Source organism: Coleofasciculus sp. H7-1 (genome assembly GCF_057473865.1).
In genome coordinates this window covers 239,380-257,129 of the sequence record NZ_JBYCCT010000066.1, presented here as the reverse complement: position 1 = coordinate 257,129, position 17,750 = coordinate 239,380, and the positions used below count along the sequence as shown (strand labels likewise).

The 17,750-nt window shown below is 42.9% G+C and carries 20 protein-coding genes, 1 tRNA gene and 1 pseudogene; 16 read left to right on the top strand and 6 right to left on the bottom strand.

Translation table 11 applies throughout. The annotated features are described in order from the left end of the window. The 7 genes from AC2VDX_RS17740 (at nt 1) to cas2 (ending at nt 5,421) form a co-directional block, all read left to right on the top strand. Nucleotides 1-609 (top strand): hypothetical protein, encoded by a 609-nt coding sequence (locus AC2VDX_RS17740; protein WP_378183901.1) that lies wholly within the window; start codon nt 1-3, stop codon nt 607-609. 33 nt (nt 610-642) lie between these two features. Beyond that, entirely contained in the window at nt 643-1,692 is a 1,050-nt protein-coding gene (gene cas7d / locus AC2VDX_RS17735) for a type I-D CRISPR-associated protein Cas7/Csc2 (RefSeq protein WP_378183899.1), read from the top strand. 5 nt (nt 1,693-1,697) lie between these two features. Then, nucleotides 1,698-2,402, top strand: coding sequence for a type I-D CRISPR-associated protein Cas5/Csc1 (cas5d, locus tag AC2VDX_RS17730; RefSeq protein WP_378183897.1), 705 nt, complete (start codon nt 1,698-1,700; stop codon nt 2,400-2,402). Between the two features lie 42 nt (nt 2,403-2,444). Continuing rightward, nucleotides 2,445-3,284 carry a CRISPR-associated endoribonuclease Cas6 gene (cas6, locus tag AC2VDX_RS17725; RefSeq protein WP_378183895.1) on the top strand — a complete coding sequence of 280 codons (840 nt, stop codon included), beginning with the start codon at nt 2,445-2,447 and terminating at the stop codon, nt 3,282-3,284. Nucleotides 3,285-3,367: 83 nt separating this feature from the next. Beyond that, entirely contained in the window at nt 3,368-3,961 is a 594-nt protein-coding gene (gene cas4 / locus AC2VDX_RS17720; protein WP_378183893.1) for a CRISPR-associated protein Cas4, read from the top strand. Between the two features lie 143 nt (nt 3,962-4,104). Beyond that, nucleotides 4,105-5,109 carry a type I-D CRISPR-associated endonuclease Cas1d gene (gene cas1d, locus AC2VDX_RS17715; protein ID WP_378183891.1) on the top strand — a complete coding sequence of 335 codons (1,005 nt, stop codon included), beginning with the start codon at nt 4,105-4,107 and terminating at the stop codon, nt 5,107-5,109. A gap of 24 nt (nt 5,110-5,133) precedes the next feature. Continuing rightward, nucleotides 5,134-5,421 carry a CRISPR-associated endonuclease Cas2 gene (gene cas2 / locus AC2VDX_RS17710; RefSeq protein WP_378183889.1) on the top strand — a complete coding sequence of 96 codons (288 nt, stop codon included), beginning with the start codon at nt 5,134-5,136 and terminating at the stop codon, nt 5,419-5,421. A gap of 426 nt (nt 5,422-5,847) precedes the next feature. On the opposite strand, the gene AC2VDX_RS17705 is transcribed toward cas2, so the two are convergent. After that, nucleotides 5,848-6,813 (bottom strand): integron integrase, encoded by a 966-nt coding sequence (locus AC2VDX_RS17705; RefSeq protein WP_378183887.1) that lies wholly within the window; start codon nt 6,811-6,813, stop codon nt 5,848-5,850. 258 nt (nt 6,814-7,071) lie between these two features. On the opposite strand from AC2VDX_RS17705, the gene AC2VDX_RS17700 reads away from it, so the two are divergent. The 6 genes from AC2VDX_RS17700 (at nt 7,072) to AC2VDX_RS17675 (ending at nt 12,679) form a co-directional block, all read left to right on the top strand. Then, a complete protein-coding gene (locus AC2VDX_RS17700; RefSeq protein ID WP_378183885.1) occupies nt 7,072-8,049 on the top strand; it encodes an NAD(P)-dependent alcohol dehydrogenase in 978 nt (325 codons plus the stop codon). Between the two features lie 222 nt (nt 8,050-8,271). After that, complete coding sequence (locus AC2VDX_RS17695) at nt 8,272-9,615, top strand: methyltransferase domain-containing protein (protein WP_378183883.1); 1,344 nt, start codon at nt 8,272-8,274, stop codon at nt 9,613-9,615. 12 nt (nt 9,616-9,627) lie between these two features. Further along, entirely contained in the window at nt 9,628-10,644 is a 1,017-nt protein-coding gene (locus AC2VDX_RS17690) for a radical SAM protein (RefSeq protein ID WP_378183881.1), read from the top strand. A gap of 17 nt (nt 10,645-10,661) precedes the next feature. Continuing rightward, nucleotides 10,662-11,684, top strand: a complete 1,023-nt coding sequence (locus AC2VDX_RS17685) for a thymidylate synthase (RefSeq protein WP_378183879.1) — start codon at nt 10,662-10,664, stop codon at nt 11,682-11,684. A gap of 15 nt (nt 11,685-11,699) precedes the next feature. After that, on the top strand, nt 11,700-12,500 hold the full coding sequence (locus AC2VDX_RS17680; RefSeq protein ID WP_486928214.1) for a hypothetical protein: 801 nt from the start codon (nt 11,700-11,702) through the stop codon (nt 12,498-12,500). A gap of 44 nt (nt 12,501-12,544) precedes the next feature. Next, nucleotides 12,545-12,679, top strand: coding sequence for a hypothetical protein (locus AC2VDX_RS17675; RefSeq protein WP_378183875.1), 135 nt, complete (start codon nt 12,545-12,547; stop codon nt 12,677-12,679). A 178-nt stretch (nt 12,680-12,857) separates the two neighbouring features. Here AC2VDX_RS17675 and AC2VDX_RS17670 read toward each other — a convergent pair whose 3' ends face one another. Further along, nucleotides 12,858-13,316, bottom strand: a complete 459-nt coding sequence (locus AC2VDX_RS17670; RefSeq protein ID WP_378183873.1) for a MerR family transcriptional regulator — start codon at nt 13,314-13,316, stop codon at nt 12,858-12,860. An 82-nt stretch (nt 13,317-13,398) separates the two neighbouring features. Between AC2VDX_RS17670 and cas12k the strand changes: the two are divergent. Continuing rightward, nucleotides 13,399-13,722 (top strand): annotated as a pseudogene (gene cas12k, locus AC2VDX_RS17665) (type V CRISPR-associated protein Cas12k); the annotation flags it as partial. Between the two features lie 13 nt (nt 13,723-13,735). Here cas12k and AC2VDX_RS17660 read toward each other — a convergent pair. Further along, nucleotides 13,736-13,808: transfer RNA gene (locus tag AC2VDX_RS17660), tRNA-Phe, on the bottom strand. A 207-nt stretch (nt 13,809-14,015) separates the two neighbouring features. Between AC2VDX_RS17660 and AC2VDX_RS17655 the strand changes: the two genes are divergently transcribed. Beyond that, nucleotides 14,016-14,180 (top strand): metallothionein, encoded by a 165-nt coding sequence (locus AC2VDX_RS17655; protein WP_378183871.1) that lies wholly within the window; start codon nt 14,016-14,018, stop codon nt 14,178-14,180. A gap of 94 nt (nt 14,181-14,274) precedes the next feature. Here AC2VDX_RS17655 and AC2VDX_RS17650 read toward each other — a convergent pair whose 3' ends face one another. Next, on the bottom strand, nt 14,275-15,153 hold the full coding sequence (locus tag AC2VDX_RS17650; RefSeq protein WP_378183869.1) for a metal ABC transporter permease: 879 nt from the start codon (nt 15,151-15,153) through the stop codon (nt 14,275-14,277). A gap of 61 nt (nt 15,154-15,214) precedes the next feature. Between AC2VDX_RS17650 and AC2VDX_RS17645 the strand changes: the two genes are divergently transcribed. After that, nucleotides 15,215-15,625: an ArsR/SmtB family transcription factor gene (locus AC2VDX_RS17645; RefSeq protein ID WP_378183867.1), complete on the top strand. Its 411-nt coding sequence runs from the start codon at nt 15,215-15,217 to the stop codon at nt 15,623-15,625. A 39-nt stretch (nt 15,626-15,664) separates the two neighbouring features. Here the strand turns inward: AC2VDX_RS17645 and AC2VDX_RS17640 are convergent, their stop codons facing one another. Then, complete coding sequence (locus AC2VDX_RS17640) at nt 15,665-16,468, bottom strand: metal ABC transporter ATP-binding protein (RefSeq protein WP_378183865.1); 804 nt, start codon at nt 16,466-16,468, stop codon at nt 15,665-15,667. Between the two features lie 2 nt (nt 16,469-16,470). Further along, nucleotides 16,471-17,460, bottom strand: coding sequence for a metal ABC transporter solute-binding protein, Zn/Mn family (locus AC2VDX_RS17635; RefSeq protein WP_378183863.1), 990 nt, complete (start codon nt 17,458-17,460; stop codon nt 16,471-16,473). Between the last annotated feature and the right edge of the window lie 290 nt (nt 17,461-17,750).

Sequence of the window (17,750 nt, the reverse complement as noted above, 5' to 3'; positions counted from 1 at the left end):
ATGACTATTCTCGATCCTACTCAGTCTTATACTTTTAGCAAATATTTTGAGATGAATATTTCCCCTCAAGATTTTGCTGGAGAATTTGGCTATACATTTACTCGAAAACGGCTGAATTTACCCCAATATCAGGAGAATCTAGATCGATTAAAAGAACTGCAAGAACGACTTGATGAAATTCTTCCGTACTTTGATTTGGCTAACGAGACAAGTCGCAGAGAAGTATTAGTTTCTCCGATAATTTTAGAATTAGTTCACTATACTAAATCTGAAGTTAGAATTGAGTATCAAATTAAAGTCAATGAGCAATTACAAGGTTACTTCGATTATCTGATAAAAAATCGCAATACCCTCTTAGTAATTGAAGCTAAAAAGGAGGATTTAGATTATGGAATGACTCAACTTTTTGCGGAATTAATTGCCTTAGATAAATGGCAAGAAAATCAACAACAGACTCGCCTGATTGGTTCAGTTACTACTGGCAAAATTTGGGAATTTGCTCAACTAGATCGCACTAATAAACATCTTGATCAAGGACTTGATAGCTATCGCGTTCCCGACGATTTAGACCATCTCATGCGGATTCTTGTTCAGGCTCTTATTGCTTAATTTTTCAAACACTCGTATTTAGGAGATTCGATCATGGCATTAGTTGAATCAATACTCAAATCAATCGACCAGAAGTTCTTTCACGCTGAAATTCCCTACAAACCAATGGGGAAATACGTTCACTTTCTCACTGTCCGAATTACTGAGTCTTACCCATTATTTCAAACAGATGGAGAGTTAAACAAGGCACGAGTAAGGGCAGGAATTACACCAGAAAACCATGCGGCAATTAGCCGTCTAACGATGTTCAAGCGCAAGCAATCTACCCCAGAACGTTTAGTTGGTCGCGAGTTGCTGCGAAACTATGGATTGATAACGGCTGAGGAATGTGAATACAACGTTAAGTTTGCAATGGATAATCCTGACTGTATTATTTATGGGTTTGCGATCGGCGATTCTGGCTCGGAGAAATCGAAAGTTGTTGTTGATACTGCATTTTCCATCACAGCTTTTGACGAATCTCACGAAACTTTCACTCTCAATGCACCTTTTGAAAATGGGACAATGGCATCGAAAGGGGAAGATGGTTCTAAACCAGGAGAGATTACTAGCCGGATTAATCAGCAAGATCATATTAAGCCTCAAGTATTCTTTCCAAGCATTGTGACGCTGAAAGATCCGACTGAAGCAGGTTTTCTGTATGTATTTAATAACATTCTCAGAACCCGACATTATGGCGCTCAAACTACCCGCACAGGTAGAGTTAGGAATGAGTTAATCGGTGTGATATTCGCAGATGGTGAAATTACCAGTAATCTCAGATGGACGCAGGCAATTTATGACAACCTGCAAGCTGAAAATAAACTAAGTTCCCACGATCCACTGGATGAGGATGAGGTAAAAATAGCTGCTACAAGCGCGATCGCAACTTTAATGAGCGAGGAGTTTATTGTGCATGAAGATTTTGTGAGCGATCGCTTTACTTCTCTGTTAGCTGAAATTAAATCTCTTACAGGTAATGAAGAGAGTCTCAAGCAGATTTTACAGCAAGCTCATAAAGAAGCTAAAAATTACAACAAAAAGCACATCAAGCAAAAGCCTGAAACTGATAAAACCAAGTCAGAAAAAGCAGGTAGAAAGTAGTAGCCATGCCTTTGATTTATCGGTGCCAGCTAGAGTTGCATGACAGTATGTACTATGCAACTCGTGAAATTGGAAGACTCTATGAAACAGAGGCAGTAATTCACAATTACGCCCTCTGCTATGCCCTGGGTTTAGTAGATAGTGAAATTTACGCGACCACTGTTCCCGAAGAACATTCCTATCGCTACTTTTGCCCGGAACAAGTACCAAAATACGAGGAACATTTAACGCCTTTAAACGAACAGGAAATTTATGTGACGCCAGCGCGATCGCTCTCTCATTCCTCCACTCTCAACACCTGGAAGTATGCGAATAACAACTACCACGTTGAAATGGAAAAAACCCAGAAGAATATCCCCAGTTTTGGTAGAGCCAAAGAAATTGCTCCTGAAAGCAAATTCGAGTTTTTCATGATTTCTAAAAAACCACTGAAACTATCTAAATGGATTCGCCTGGGTAAGTGGATGAGTAAGGCGGAAGTAGCAATTGTAGAAACTCAAGAGGTAAATAGTTCATCTGCCGAAAAAGAATTCATCTTCGCCCATCCTCTCAATCCTTTAGATGTGATGTTTTCCCATCGAGTAATTAGCTACGACGTAGTTAATATGCCCCCGGTTAGCCTAATTCAAAACGTCAGAATTCGAGGGCAATACTACAAATTTGGTCAGATGGAAATCCCAGCCTGTATGCAATATCGCTTCAGGAGTTGAGCCGGAAATTGAACTGCATGAAATCCTTATATAGAGGTAGAGATGCCCCACAGTCTAGTCCTTAACCTACTTCCCCAGTCACCAATTCCAGCGCAATTTCTGACAGGAAGGCATTTACACGCCCTGTTTCTCACACTTGTCAGTTCCGTAGATCAGGAATTGGGAAACTCTCTCCATAAATCCGGTGCTGACAAAGCCTTCACCCTTAGTCCCTTGCAAAGTAGCCGACAAATTAAACGGGTTGGACTGCAAGACTCTACTTTGCAATGGGAACACAAAACAGCAATACTTGCGGGTACGATTTGTTGGTGGCGCATCTCCCTACTGGATGACACTTTATTTAGCAAACTTACCCAGTTGTGGCTGAATCTTAATCCTCAGCATCCTTGGCATCTGGGTTCAGCGGATTTGCATATCACCAGTATTCTCGGCACTCCCCAATCTACTCAGCCTTGGGCAAATGCCAGCAGCTACGCTCAATTATACGAGCAGGCATCGGATAGCGATCGCCTAATTACCTTCAGCTTTGTCACCCCTACCGCCTTCCGCCAGGGAGAATACGATACTGCCCTCCCTACTAGAGAGTGTGTGTTTAATAGCCTTCTCAATCGGTGGAACAAATACAGCGGCATTGAGTTGTCCCACTTTTCAATAGAATCAATTTTTCCCAGTTTTTTCAACATCCACACGGAAATTGTGGCAGACTCCCGCAGTAAATTCATTGGCTTGACCGGAGAAATCAGCTATCGCATTCTGGGGGATGTTTCACCTGAAGTAATCAAGAACATCAACACCTTGGCTGATTTTGCTCTCTACAGCGGTGTGGGACGTAAGACACCAATGGGTATGGGTATGGTGCGGCGACTGCATATCAAGCCTTAACAAGAATTCTAGAGACCGATTTTACTCGCCCATACACTTTCTAAAAATAACTCAGACAACTAATAGCTTTGGTTGCAAAATATATGAACGATACTGACTACATTTCCATCGCCGCCTTGAATCAATATGCTTATTGTCCACACAGGTGCTGGCGGATGTTTTGTGCAGGTGAATTCGCAGACAATAGCTACACAATTGAAGGCACGGATTTGCATCAAAGAGTGCATACCGTTGGAGAAGGACATCGAGAAGAAACTTGGCAAGTTCGGGCAATCTGGCTGAAATCGGAAAGATGCAAATTGATTGGGAAATCAGACTTAATTGAAGCTACTGATGGAGAACTGTATCCAGTCGAATACAAACGGGGACATACAGGCGAGTGGGATAACGATGAATTGCAAGTCTGCGCCCAAGCATTATGTCTGGAAGAGATGACAGGACAAACGATTACTACTGGCTATATCTACTACGCCCACTCGCACCAACGCACAAAAGTTGAAATAACTGCCGAATTACGAGAAAGCGCGATCGCTACTATTCAATCCGTCCAAAATTTGCTAGCTACTGGACTGATGCCAAAAGCTGTTTACAGCCCACGTTGTAAAGGATGCAGCCTTTACTCCCAATGTTTGCCCCAAGCTGCTGACAAAGTAGGGCGTTATCAAGAAGCTAACTAGCTAAGTTTCAATTGGAGATCCCCCCAACCCCCTTTTGAAGGGGGACAAGAGAAACTGCGTTTTTGCTCTTATTCCCCTTTTTGAAAAGGGGCTAGGGGAATTGTCAAAGTATTGGATAACTCTTCACGATTTAAGGAGGACAAATGGGAACAGTTTATGTGACACAAGACGAAGCTTTTATCGGAAAAACAGACGAACGTCTCATCGTCAAAGCTGGGAAAGAAACTATTTTGGATGTACCGCTGATTAAAGTAGATGGCATCGTTGTTTTGGGGCGTGCTACTGTCTCTCCTGCTGTTGTTATGGAACTGCTTTCTCGGCACATTCCTCTGACTTTTTTAACGGGTACTGGACGCTATTTGGGTAGATTGGAGCCTGAAATGAGCAAAAATATCTTTGTAAGAAAAGCCCAGTGGAAAGCTGCTGGCGAGACGGAACAGGCGGTGCATCTAGTGCGGGGATTTGTACGCGGCAAATTGAAAAACTACCGGATTAACCTGTTGCGTCGAGAACGGGAATGTTCTCAACTTGATTTGCAATCAAATATTACTCGATTAGAGCAAGCGATCGCTCCCATTGATAAAACTATCAAAATCGATTCTCTTCGAGGCTTGGAAGGTGCAGGAAGTGCTGCCTATTTTGGTTGCTTTGACCATTTGATCAAAGGGTCAGAATTTCAGTTTGAAGCCAGACGCCGCCGCCCTCCGACTGACCCGGTTAATGCAATCCTTAGCTTTGGCTACTCTTTGCTCCGCCACGACATTCAGAGTGCAACGAACATAGTAGGATTTGACCCTTATCTAGGCTACCTGCACGTTGAGCGTTATGGTCGCCCTTCACTGGCTTTGGATTTGATGGAAGAGTTTCGTCCTTTAGTGGTGGATGCCATTGTGCTATCAGCACTGAATAAGCGATCGCTCACAAAAGATGATTTTACTGCGGAACCACTCTCTGGGGCTGTTTCTCTGACCAAAGAAGGGCTGCATAAATTTTTGCGATTGTACGAACAAAAGAAACAATTTAAATTCACGCATCCAGTCATGAAAAAGCAATGCACTTATCAGGAATCCTTTGAAATTCAAGCGCGACTGCTGGCGAAGTACCTGATGGGCGAAATCGAAAAATATCCGCCTTTAGTTCTGAAGTAAGCGCTTTCCAATCTTGTCTGCACTATGTATGTTGTTGTCAGTTACGATATTCCAGAGGACAAGCGTCGCACTAAAATCCACTCCATTCTCAAATCTTATGGGCAGTGGATGCAGTTAAGCGTATTTGAGTGTGAGCTGACAGATACTCAGTATGCCAAGTTGCGATCGCGCTTGAACAAGCTGATTAAACCCGATACTGATAGCATCCGCTTTTACTTTCTCTGTGGCTGTTGCCAACGAAAAGTAGAACGGATTGGTGGAGAACAGCCACGGGATGAAACCATCTTTTTTGCCGAATGCGCGGATGGGTAGGTGTTCAGCTAAACCGGGGAGCAAAAACTGGCTGAAGCTCCCCGCGTGCAAGCATTTGACCTTTGTGGTGAGCAATTCACCTTCCGCGGAGGTGGTAGGGGTTGAGGTTGGGAGGTTTTGGGAAATGCTGCCGCCAATGGGGGAGGGGATGAAGTGTGAACCGATTAGATTATGTGGTGCTTGTTATGCTGAGTCCCCTTGTCATCGGATTGAGTGGCAGTTTAAGTCTGTTTGGAAGTGCGTAGGCGATAGCCGAGGCGTAAGCCATCGCCATCAGCTTAAGCTTTTAGCCAAATGCCCGAAATGTGAAGCAAGATTTAAGATGCCTGCATTGTGAGAGGATGGGAGATGCGATCGCTGTCGATTATCTTTTGCTAGAATGGGAAATTTTCAACAAGAAAAGCTATTTGTATTGTAACTGAGATTTTAGACATCAAGGGGACTTTTTACTCCTCTACCTCCAAGATTTAAAACATGAGTATAAATCATCGTGGTTTTAACATCTTTATGTCCCAGTAATTCTTGAACCGTTCTGATATCATAGCCATCTTGTAATAATTGCGTCGCAAAACTATGACGAAAAGTATGGCAACTCACACGCTTATTAATCCCTGCCATTTTAACCGCCTGTTTAAGAGCTTTTTGTAATCCACTTTCATGAAGATGATGACGGCGAATAATACCACTACGAGGATCTTGAGAAATGCGATCTGAGGGAAAAACAAATTGCCAAACCCACTCTCGATCTGCATTTTTATATTTTCTTTCTAAGGCAAAAGGTAAATAAACTGAACCATAACCTTTGTCTAAATCCTGTTGATGTAAACGCTTGACAATCTCTAAATGAAACTTCAATTCTTCAGCTAAACTTGTCGGTAACATGGTGATTCGACTCTCCATGCCTTTTCCATCTCTAACAATTACTTGTTTTTGAGCAAAATCTAAATCTTTAATCCGTAATTGTAAGCATTCTGTTTGTCGTAACCCAGTGCCATAAAGCAATTTAACAATCAGTTGATGAACTCCTGATAAATGATTAATAATTGCCAGAACTTCATCTCTGGTCAGAACCGTTGGTACATAACGACTTCTTTTTGCCCGTACCGCATCAACCTGTAAATCTAACTCTTGTTTGAGAACTTCCTTATACAAAAATAAAATAGCACTTAAAGCCTGATTTTGAGTTGAAGCAGCGACATTTTCTTGTACGGCTAAATAAGTTAAAAATTCTTCAATTTCTTTTCCACCCATTTCTCTAGGATGTCGTTTATTATGGAATAAAATATAGCGTTTAATCCAATTAATGTAGCTTTTTTCCGTTTTGTAAGAGTAATGCTTCAGACGAATGACATCACTTACTTGTTCAAGGAGTTTTTTGGGACGTTGTTCCATAAGATGAGATCCAGAATGTTTCTTGATAGTATGACTATCTGGTATGTTATCCCGAAAGTTTCTGGTTGTCATCGGAGAATATACGGAATGTTTCTAGCTATCATCCTCTATGTGGTGATTATCCCGAAAGTTTCGGCTTTTTGTTCCATTGGGGTTGACAAGACGGAAAGTTTCGGTACAATAAATAGTTAGGTTTCGCAAACTCATTGGATAGAAGATTGTGGTGAACCATACTAAAGCTATCTTTGAGGAGCATTCATGAAAGCGATTATCTGCACAGAGTACGGCTCACCTGAGGTTATGCAGCTAAAGGAGGTAGAAAAACCTACTCCTAGGGAAAACGAAGTACTGATAAAAATATATGCGACCACAGTAACATCAGCGGATGTACGCATACGACGGGCTGATCCATTCCCCGTAAGGTTTTTCTATGGTTTCAAAAGACCTAAAAAAAACACGATACTAGGGTCTGAGCTAGCCGGAGAAATTGAAGCAATAGGCAAAAATGTAAAACGATTCAAAGAAGGTGATCAGGTCTTTGCTGGAGCAGGAACTAGTCTTGGTGCTAACGCTGAGTACATCTGTCTACCTGAAGCAGCAGCAGTTGCCATCAAACCTATCAATATGACCTATGAGGAAGCCGCCGCCATTCCTTTTGGAGCAACAACCTCATTACTTTTCCTGAGAGACAAGGGAAATATTCAGAATGGACAAGAAATCTTGATCTATGGGGCTTCTGGAGCATTAGGTACGGCTGCCGTGCAGCTTGCCAAATCCTTTGGGGCAGAAGTTACTGGGGTATGTAGTACGGCGAATTTGGAATTGGTGAAATCTTTAGGAGCCGACAAGGTTATTGATTACACCAAAGAGGACTTTACCAAAAGCGGTAAGACCTACGATATTGTTTTTGACACGATAGGCAAAAGTCCGTTTTCAGGTTGTCTAAGATCACTAAAGCAACACGGAATCTATCTCAGGGCTGTCCATATAAATCTGTCCCCAATACTTCGAGGGCTATGGACTTCGATGACAAGCAACAAGAAAGTGATCGGTGGAGTAGCGATCGAGCGGAAAGACGATCTCATCTTCCTCAAAGAGCTAATTGAGGCAGGGAAGATGAAAGCGGTCATAGATAGACGTTATCCGTTGGAACAGACTGCCGAGGCTCACAGGTATGTCGAACAAGGACACAAGAAGGGAAGTGTAGTCATAACCTTGGAAAACAACAAAACCTAACAACCGCGCTGCACCGGAACGCCCAAATATAGTTGGTTGAGCTGCAAAGGTTATCTACGTCCGGTGAGCGCGAACGTTAGACATCGCTTTCGGTCGGGGGCTTACGTATGAAGAATTTATGAACTGTGGGTGATGTGCAGGCAAGATTTATTTTCCTGAGACATCCTAAATAAAAGTGTCGAGTTATATCGGCTAGTCTGACTACCCAAAGTTCCAGTAGTTATGGTAAAAATTGTTCTTGTTGGCGGACCTACTGGTATTGGCAAGAGTACCTTCATCGATTCCCTCCTATCAGACAGAGAGAGCAGGGAGTTTTACCGTCCGATTTCGTACACGACAAGACCTCCTAGACTTGGAGAGACACGTCAGGAGTATGAACATATCTCTCATGATGACTTTCAGAGAATGAATGATGGCGGGGCATTTGTCACGGTCGATAAAATCTATGAAAACTATTACTCAATCTCGCGAAGTTCAATTCAGGAAATAATTGAACGTGGCGGAATTGCAATAAAAGAGGTTCATCCTAGCAATCATGGCAAGCTAAAGGCTCTTCTCCCTGATGTACTTTCAGTCTTAATACTTCCAGAAGATTCAGATAAATTTTGGACAAGAGCACAAAGTCGGATCTCCTCGTTAGGTAGCGATCGACTTCTACGACTACATGAAGATCAGGCTTTTTATGAATCACTTGATACAAGTGCATATCCCTTCGACATTGTTCTCAGAGTTTCATCCTCAATGTCTACAGAGGCTTTGAAGACTGTCTTTATTGCCTCTTTATTAGATAAAATTGTAGCCTCAAAGGGCTGTTGTATTACTGCATTAGAAGAACAAAATAAGGTAGGTTACGATCTCATAGCCAACGAATTCTTTGATGATCGACGAGTTACCACTGCAAACTTTCACGATTTGAGTATTGATTTTTTCAACCATCACGTTGAGTCCTATAGAGATCCAGACCAGATTGTGCTTGATCTTGGTGCTGGCACAGGATACTTAACCTCTAAGCTGAAAAAACTATTTAAGGCAGTTGTAGCAGTCGATATATCTTCTACAATGCTATCGTTAATTCAACCAGATCCAGGAATTATAAAGGTTGTAGCTTCCGCGTTTAACTTGCCCTTCCCAGATGAAACATTCAAGATTATAGTTTGCAGTTTAGCCGATCCTTTTCTTCTTCCTGAAGCTCTCCATGAGATTGCAAGAGTTCTCACACATGATGGAGCTTTTATATTCAATTCACCATCAAAGATATGGTCAGATGCTCTTCGTAGTATTAATCATAATTCAGAGCTAAATGTCACCAGATTTGTCCATTCTTCAGGCAATGAAGTATCGGTTCATTCTTTCACTTATACAGATGTTGAGTTACAGAATTTAGTTAAATCTTGTGGCTTCCGATTTGAGGTTTTTGAAGTTGCTCATGGCAGGGGATTAAAAAGTTCTCCTCGCCCCATTTCTTCAGCACTAACTCAAGCAGCACAAAAGCTAGGCTTGGGAGTAGACGATTTACCTATCCTTCAATTGATGGTTGTCCGTAAAGACCCCAGCGAGAATAAGTAGAGAGACATGAATATGATTAATTCAGCTAATGCTAAATCCATAGATGTAGATGAGTTTGGATTGAGACTGCGCTCGATATTATTGAAGAAAGACGAGTCGGCAATCTTAATATCAAATTTAATAGACTCTGATCAAGCCTCTGATATTCATAATATTAATTGTGATGGTTATGGTCGAATCTGGCACAAATCTATACTTCCTGAAGAAAACTGGGGAGAAATCGTTTTACCTTACTATCCAGCCGCGTGGAAATTAGGTATCTCAAGAGAAGAGGCGAGTACAATACAAGTATTCCAAAGTGCAGGATGTAACTATCGCTGTTGGTTCTGCTTCGTAGATTATCGACTCTTAGTTGCCGATATTAAAAAGGCTAAGTACTTTACTTGCGATTCATTAGTTAGCTCGCTTAAAAAAGAAGCTTTTATTCCAAAGGTGATCCGATTAAGTGGTGGACAACCAGATCTCACACCCGAATGGACACCGTGGATGATGAAAGCATTAATAAATGCAAATCTCCATGAAACCACTTATTTATGGCTGGATGACAATCTTAGTAATGATTATGCTTGGCGTGTACTCCGAGATGAAGATTGGGATTTAATGAGAAGTTATAAAAATTTTGGTAGAGTTGGATGCCTTAAGGGATTTGATCCCTCCTCCTTTCACTTCAACACAAAAGCTCCACCAGAACATTTTTATCGACAGTTAGAAATATTGAAAAGGCTTTTGGAAACACGACTTGACCTCTATTTGTATCTTGTTCTTACGTCCAATAATATATCAGCGTTGGCAGAGAAGATGGAGAGGCTACTAGATAGCTTACAAGAAATACATCTAAATTTACCTTTGCGAGTTTCTCCTCTAAAAATTAAGCCATATTCTCCTACAGTTTACCGCATGAAAAGCTCAGAAGAATTCGCTATGGAGAATAACCAATATTGCGCGCTCACGGCATGGCGAGAAGCTCTGAGAAAGCGATTTTCTCCCCAAGAGCTTAGATTACCGTGTTATGAAGTAAAAATTCACTAATTTCTCTAACTAAGCTCATGTCACTAGAAACTAACAACAGGCATTTTTTGAGCTTTAATTTAGCTTGCAAAGCGGTCTTACAGGACATTGTAAAATACGGGTCTGATGTGGATTCAATAATTGATCCAATGTCAGTCGGTTCAAATTTTGGATGTCAAGTTAGACCAACCAAGGAAATCATAGGCTATTCCTTTAGCCTTGAATCACCAACTAATAGACTTCTATCTTCAAAGCTTAGAAAGATTAATTTGTCATTTGCAGTTGCAAATTCTCTTTGGACTATATCTGGCTCTGATGAGCTAAGATTTATCAACTTTTATAATCAGAGAGGGAGAGACTTTTCTGACGATCAAATAACTTTATACGGTGCCCACGGCAAAAGATTATTTAACGCAAACGGAGTGAATCAAATCGAGGCTATTACTGAACGTCTAAAGAAAGATCCATATTCTCGTAGAACTGTTGCATCAGTATATTATCCATCTGACAACAGAGCATCTTCTAGAGATATTCCATGTCCCATCGCTATTCAATTTTTGCAAAGAGATGGAAAACTCCACGCGATAACCTATATGCGCTCCCAATCAGCAGCTATGGTTTTGCCATACGATATATATTCATTTACGTTTCTTCAGGAGGTTTTAGCTGTAGAATTAGGGGCTGAGTTGGGTACGTATCATCATGTATGCGGCTCTCTTCACTATTATCTTGACGAGGAAGCTTTAGTGAAACGAATTATTACAGAAGAGGATTTATTGACTTCCGACCCTTATAATCTTCTTCCAGCGATGCCCAGAGAAACCAGTCCACTAAAGATGGTTTCTAAATTGATGGCAATGGAGGAGGAACTACGGACGCAAATTCAGAGTGGAAGGAAGGTGAGCAGATCGCAATTATCAGGCATCCCAGAATATTGGCAAGATTTGCTGCTGATTCTGGTGATAAGGCTTTCTGAAAAAGCAGGTATGGAAATTCAGGAATATTTAGATTTCCTTCCTGAATATTTCTCAACACATCTTGAGAGTTCTGCATCTAAGTAGGGGATCTAAGTAGGGGTGAAAATGGGTATGCAATTAGATATCTTTGAGCAAAAAGATGCTTCAACAAGAAGTCGGGAAGAAATACTTTCCGCTGTGGAAAAATTGCGAGACTATCATGCTCAAGGTATTCTTGGTGGAGAAAAGATGCCAGAGGACTCAAACCCCAGCCTAGATAAGTCTTCAAAAGATAATTTTCATTATTTTACCTTACCTATGGCGCTGAATTACCAGCGTAATTCCTATAAACTTTGGGAGTCAGCCGTTGCTGCTTACGAAGATCCAGAAACGAACTTCATCTTTTCGCCTGAGAAGGTTGTCAGTACATCAGAGGATGCTTTGCGCTCTGCTTTAATGAAGCATAAAGTTGCCCTCCAGCCCAATCGCCACCCTAGTATCTGGAGAACCATTTGTGGAACCTTGACTGATCATTACCAAGGGGATGTAAGAAATCTACTTGCTGACAACTCCTATGATATATCTCTAGTTCTCAACGATGTGCAGATCAAGCACAAAAAGGGATTTCCCTATCTAAGCGGGCATAAGATTGCTAATTACTGGCTATACGTTATCTCCCAGTACACAGATGCAAAGTTGAAGAACAAGACCTGTCTTTCTATTGCACCTGATACTCATGTCATTCAAGCCAGCGTTATGCTTGGAGTCATTGAGTCTTGCGGCGATCAAAATGTGGTTCGTACTGATGTAGCAAAGGCGTGGGAAAAAATTTTAGTTGGCACTGATCTATCTCCGATTGATGTACATACTCCCCTTTGGCTATGGAGTAGAAGGCACTTTGAGCCAAGTATCTGGGATTAAAGTCAGAGATTAGCAATCCCGAAAACTGCTTCCGTTGCGCCGCGATGTCTAACAACCGTGTTGCAGCGGACGGTATGAAGAGCTTGGTGACGATGCGAAGGTTATCTGCCGCCGCTGACCAGGAACGTTATACCGAACCGATGCGCCCATTAAGGTTGTCTGTTTCTATCCGAGATTAGGCAAGCAAAAATGGTCGGCTTCGTTGGTAAGTCCACAGAAGTTATTGGCGATCGCCAAGCCCAAATAATTGTTAAGCGATCGGGGCATAACAAATCATTGGAGCGGACAAAATTGTGATATTTTTTGAGTTGGGGGCGATCGCCACCATTATTATCCAATTATCAGCAAAGTCTAAAATTAAACTATGCAATCGCCTGCGGTAGCAAAACTGCTGAGATTGTCGCGTAAACGTTGATGAATGCGATCGCTCCAAAATGGCACAACAGGCAAACCCTGATTAATCGTTTCCAACGCCAAACCACTGTCAAAACTTACCAAACATTGCCGCTTTAAATCCAATAACAGCATAAACCGTTTCATCTGCCCTTCTAAGACAGACGGTTGAAACAGCCATGACTCACTAGCTTTGAGCGTTTCCAGCACTTCCTGGCAAACCTCAAAACTCAAACCCATAGACAGCAAATATTCCATCACAGTCAGCGCCAACAAGTCTGTTTGCGAATAATAAACATTCCGACCCTTACCGCTAGGGTTAACCGTTGGCACAACTACCCCTTTCTCTCGCCAATACTGTAATTGCCGCCGAGAACATCCGGTAATTTGCGCTGCTTCTGTGCTGGTGTAGAAATTATCCATAGATTTTCATAATACCTAACAAAGATGCAAAATAATTTTGGCATCTTAAACACATAATGTTTTCTTGTGTTATGGTATTTTTATGAGCCAAATAACTATTCAGTGTCGCTTAATTGCCAAAGAACCCAGATGCCAAGCACTCTGGCGGTTAATGGCTGAATTGAACACGCCCTTAATTAACGACATCCTCAACCAAATAGCGAACCATCCCGACTTTGAAACCTGGCGAGAAAAAGGTAAACTCCCTGCTGGTATGATCCAGCAGTTATCTAACTCTCTGAAAACCGACCCCCGCTATATTGGTCAGCCAGGGCGCTTTTATACCTCTGCAATTACTCTGATTAGTTACATTTACAAATCTTGGTTTAAAGTCCAGCAAAGGCTACAGCAGCGATTAGTCGGTCAAATGTACAAGAAAATGCCAGGACGGAGATTTGAACTCCGGACACGAGGATTTTCAGTCCTCTGCTCTACCAACTGAGCTATCCCGGCGCACGTTTTTTGTGCTTTATTAATTTAACAAATTTAGAAGGTGTTGACAAGCCCCTAGTGGCAGATTCGTTAATCTTTTTAGTTTTTGTCAGAGATCCCGGTTGCAGCAAGGGCGATCGCTATTTTTGTGACGGTTCCTGAAAAGAAGGGATATCTGAATATCTGTTCAGATGTTATAGTGAATCAAGACTTGACTAGGAGAAAGCGATGACTACCGTAACTTCGATGAAATGTGCCTGTGAATCATGCCTGTGCGTTGTTTCCATCAGCGAAGCGGTGGAAAAAGGTGGTAAATACTACTGCGGCGAAGCTTGTGCCAATGGTCACGAATCTGGACAAGGCTGCTCCCATCAAGGCTGCAACTGTGGCTAGCTAAATGAAGGTTGAAGGTTTACAGCAGTTGAAAGTTCTCATAAACCGGCTAACCTTCAACCGGCTAATCTGCAACTGGCTAACCTTCCTTGCCTCAGCTAGCTTGCAGATTCAACTTTGCCCAGCCGAGAACGGCTAGAAATAGCAAAAACTGGACTAGAACAATACTGGGGCCAGAAGCAAAGTTGAAAAGACCGGATACAATCATTCCGGTAACGCTACTAATCGCTCCCAAGAAAACGGAGAGCCAGAGAAAGTAGATAAATTGGTGACTCAATAACTTGGCAGTAGAGGCGGGAATCACCAGAAAGGCATTTACGAGTAAGATGCCCACAGCTTTGATAGAAACGGCAACTGCCAGCGAGAGCAATACAACAAATAAGTAGCGATAAAGCTGGACTGGAACACCCTGAACCTTTGCCACATCGGGGTTAAGCGTCAACAATATTTGCTCTCGCAGCGTTGACAGTAAAAATATACTGCTGCCCACAAGCAATAGTAAAACCAGTACCAAGTCGGTGTTATTAATTGCGAGAATATCGCCAAATAAAGCGCCTAAGAGGTTGCCCCGATAGCCCTGGATGAAGCTGCTAAGGATGACGCCAATTGCTAAGGCACCGGATAGCACAATGCTGAGGATGTTGTCGCTGGCGAGATTAGTTTGGTCAATCAGGTAGAGAACCGCTAAACCAAAAATTACGGTAAAGGGTAGTAGCATCCAGGTAGGATTTAGCTGTAATAAGACTCCCATCACCAGCCCGACTAAAGCCGCGTGACCAACGGCGTGGCTGAAAAAAGACAACTGGCGCAAAGTAACAAAACTGCCCAGAAAGCCGCCCAGGAGTCCCATCAGGACGCCACCAGCGATCGCTCGTTGCATGAAGGGAAACTGCAACAAGGTGATTAAATTAGCGCTATCAGCGATCGCTAGCCAGTGAAAATGAAATAAGATCGACAAATCTAGGAGAGTCATTAGCTTTCCATCCACGTCAGCGAATCAGTTACGATAAGAGTATCTAGCTATAGTTTGAGAAATGTCAGTGCAACTTTCATCTGATGAAGCTGTAAATAGCGACCTTCAGAAAACAGAAAATTTAAATTGTAATCCGCCACACCCAGTTGACATAGATAACGCTCACCAATTGCAAACTCAGATTCTCAGCACCGAGAAGTCCCAGCGCATGGCAGAGTTCTTCAGTCTCTTAGGAGACGCCAACCGCCTGCGGATTCTATCAGTTTTGGCACTAAAAGAACTGTGTGTCTGTGACTTGGCAGCAGCGCTGGAAATGAGCGAATCAGCGGTTTCCCATCAGTTGAGAGCCTTACGCGCCCTGCGACTGGTCAGCTACCGCAAGCGTGGGCGCAAGGTCTTCTATAGCCTTCAAGATAATCACGTTTTAGACCTCTATCGCTCTGTTGCAGAACATTTGGATGAAGCCAATTAAAAATATCTGGCATTTTTAATGCAAGCATTTTTAATTGTTTTAGTGGTGATGATGATAGCGACTGAAGCTTGGGCCATAAGTAGCTAGCAAGTTTTGGGGAGAAAGGGCAATTTCCGGGGTGCCAGTGCAGACTACCGTTTGATTGAGGCAGAGAACGCGATCGCAGTGGCGACTTACCATGTCAATATCGTGGGAAACTTGCAACACCGTCCAATTTTCCTCGCGTTTGAGTTCATTCAGCAAAGCATAAAAATCTGCTGCACCCTGCACATCCACACCGGCAAACGCTTCATCCAGCACTAGAAGTTGACGAGGCATGACCAGACAATATGCAAGCAAAACTCGCTTTAGTTGCCCGCCACTCAGGGTGCCGATAGATTGACGGCGCAGGTGATAGGCATCTACTCGTTTCAGGGCAAATGCGATCGCTTCTAATTTTTTTTCATCTTGTCGCCAGAATGACAAAAAGTTTTGAGTTTTGAGTTTTCCTGACTCGTGTTTCTTCACCCATCCCAACCCCACCAATTCGGCAACAGAAATCGGAAAACTCCGGTCAAAGATAAAATTTTGCGGCATATAGCCTAACCAGTGACACCAACGCCCCAAACGTTCAACTGGACGGTCAAAAATTTCTACTTTTCCGGCACTTCGCGGAATTAATCCCAGAATTGCTTGCACCAGCGTACTTTTACCGGCACCATTAGGGCCAACTACTGCCGTATCAGTGCCGGGTAGCAATTCAAAAGAGACATCCCGAAGCGCCAGATAACTGCCTAGGGAGACAGTTAAGCCGTCAACTTTCAGAATTGGAGATGGGGAATTAGGGGCGTCAGAGTTTCTCACGTCTACTTGCAGGCAGCTTCCAGGGTTTGCAGATTTTGCTTCATCGCAGTGAAATAATGCTCCGGATTCAAGGGGCCATTTTCCAGAGGATCGATGGTTCGCAGGGTTAATTTCAAGTCGGTGGAGAGACTTTTGAGCAATTTATTGTCAGTTCCTGGTTCGCCAAGCAGCGCTTTAACATTGTACTTTTTCACTGCCCCGACCGCCTTTTGGATGTCAGCGGGGGAAAGGTTATCTTCGGGAATCTGAACCACTGCAACTTGCTTAAGCTGGTAGCGCTGAGCAATGTAAGGATAGGCGTCGTGGAAGGTGACATAAGTACAACCGCGATAGGGTTGCAGACGCTGCTGAAATTCTTTGTCTAGCGCTTCCAGTTGCTGAATGTAGGCGGTGGCGTTTGCTTGATAAGTCGCTTTGTTCTCAGGATTGGCTGCAATTAAACCATCCCGAATATTCTCTACTTGCTGTTTTGCTCGGACTGGATCGAGCCAAACGTGAGGATTGGCTTCTGCGTGGTTATGGTCTTCTTCGCTAGTGGCATCTTGACCATTCACTACAGGTGAGGCGTCTTCTAAGGCGTTCATGCCTTTACTGCTATCAATTTCTTTGAGCTGGGCGTTTCCAGAATTTTTTATCGTTTCTTGGAGAAATTCTTCCAAGCCTAAGCCGTTTTTTACCAGCACATCTGCTTGGGCGATCGCTTGCACGTTTGCGGGTGTCGCTTGATACTCATGCACTTCTGAACCGGGTGGCACCAAAACTTCTATCTGCGCTTTGTCACCCGCAACTGCCGATGTAAACCAATATATCGGCAAAAACGTCGCCACCACCCGTGGAGACTCCGTATTCTGCGTCCCTACTGGCGGCTGCGGCGAAGCACTCTGCTGTGGGGATGAGGGATTGGATGAGCTACACCCAGTGGCAGCTAACACGGACAGCAGCAATAGGGACAGGGCAAAGCGTGAATGATGTCGGATTTTAGGGCGCGTCACGGTTTATCTCCTGATTGACAGTGGAAGTGTCAATCTTTATTTTGAGAATGAGTCTTATTTTACTATATGAGAATAAGTCTCATTTTAGTATGATGTTGCTGCGGATGGCTGAGTTTTGATAGGTAAATGCCATGAGGGGGGATTGTAAATGAGTGTGTTTAAGAGTAAAGATTCTCATTAGCAACTGAGAATTTTCAGTTGAAAAGGGCAACTTATGAGCAAAATAAGTTAGCAAAATTGTCAATAGATTGCCCTTGCTAAGCAGTACAGCAGTGAAAATTGCTGAAAAC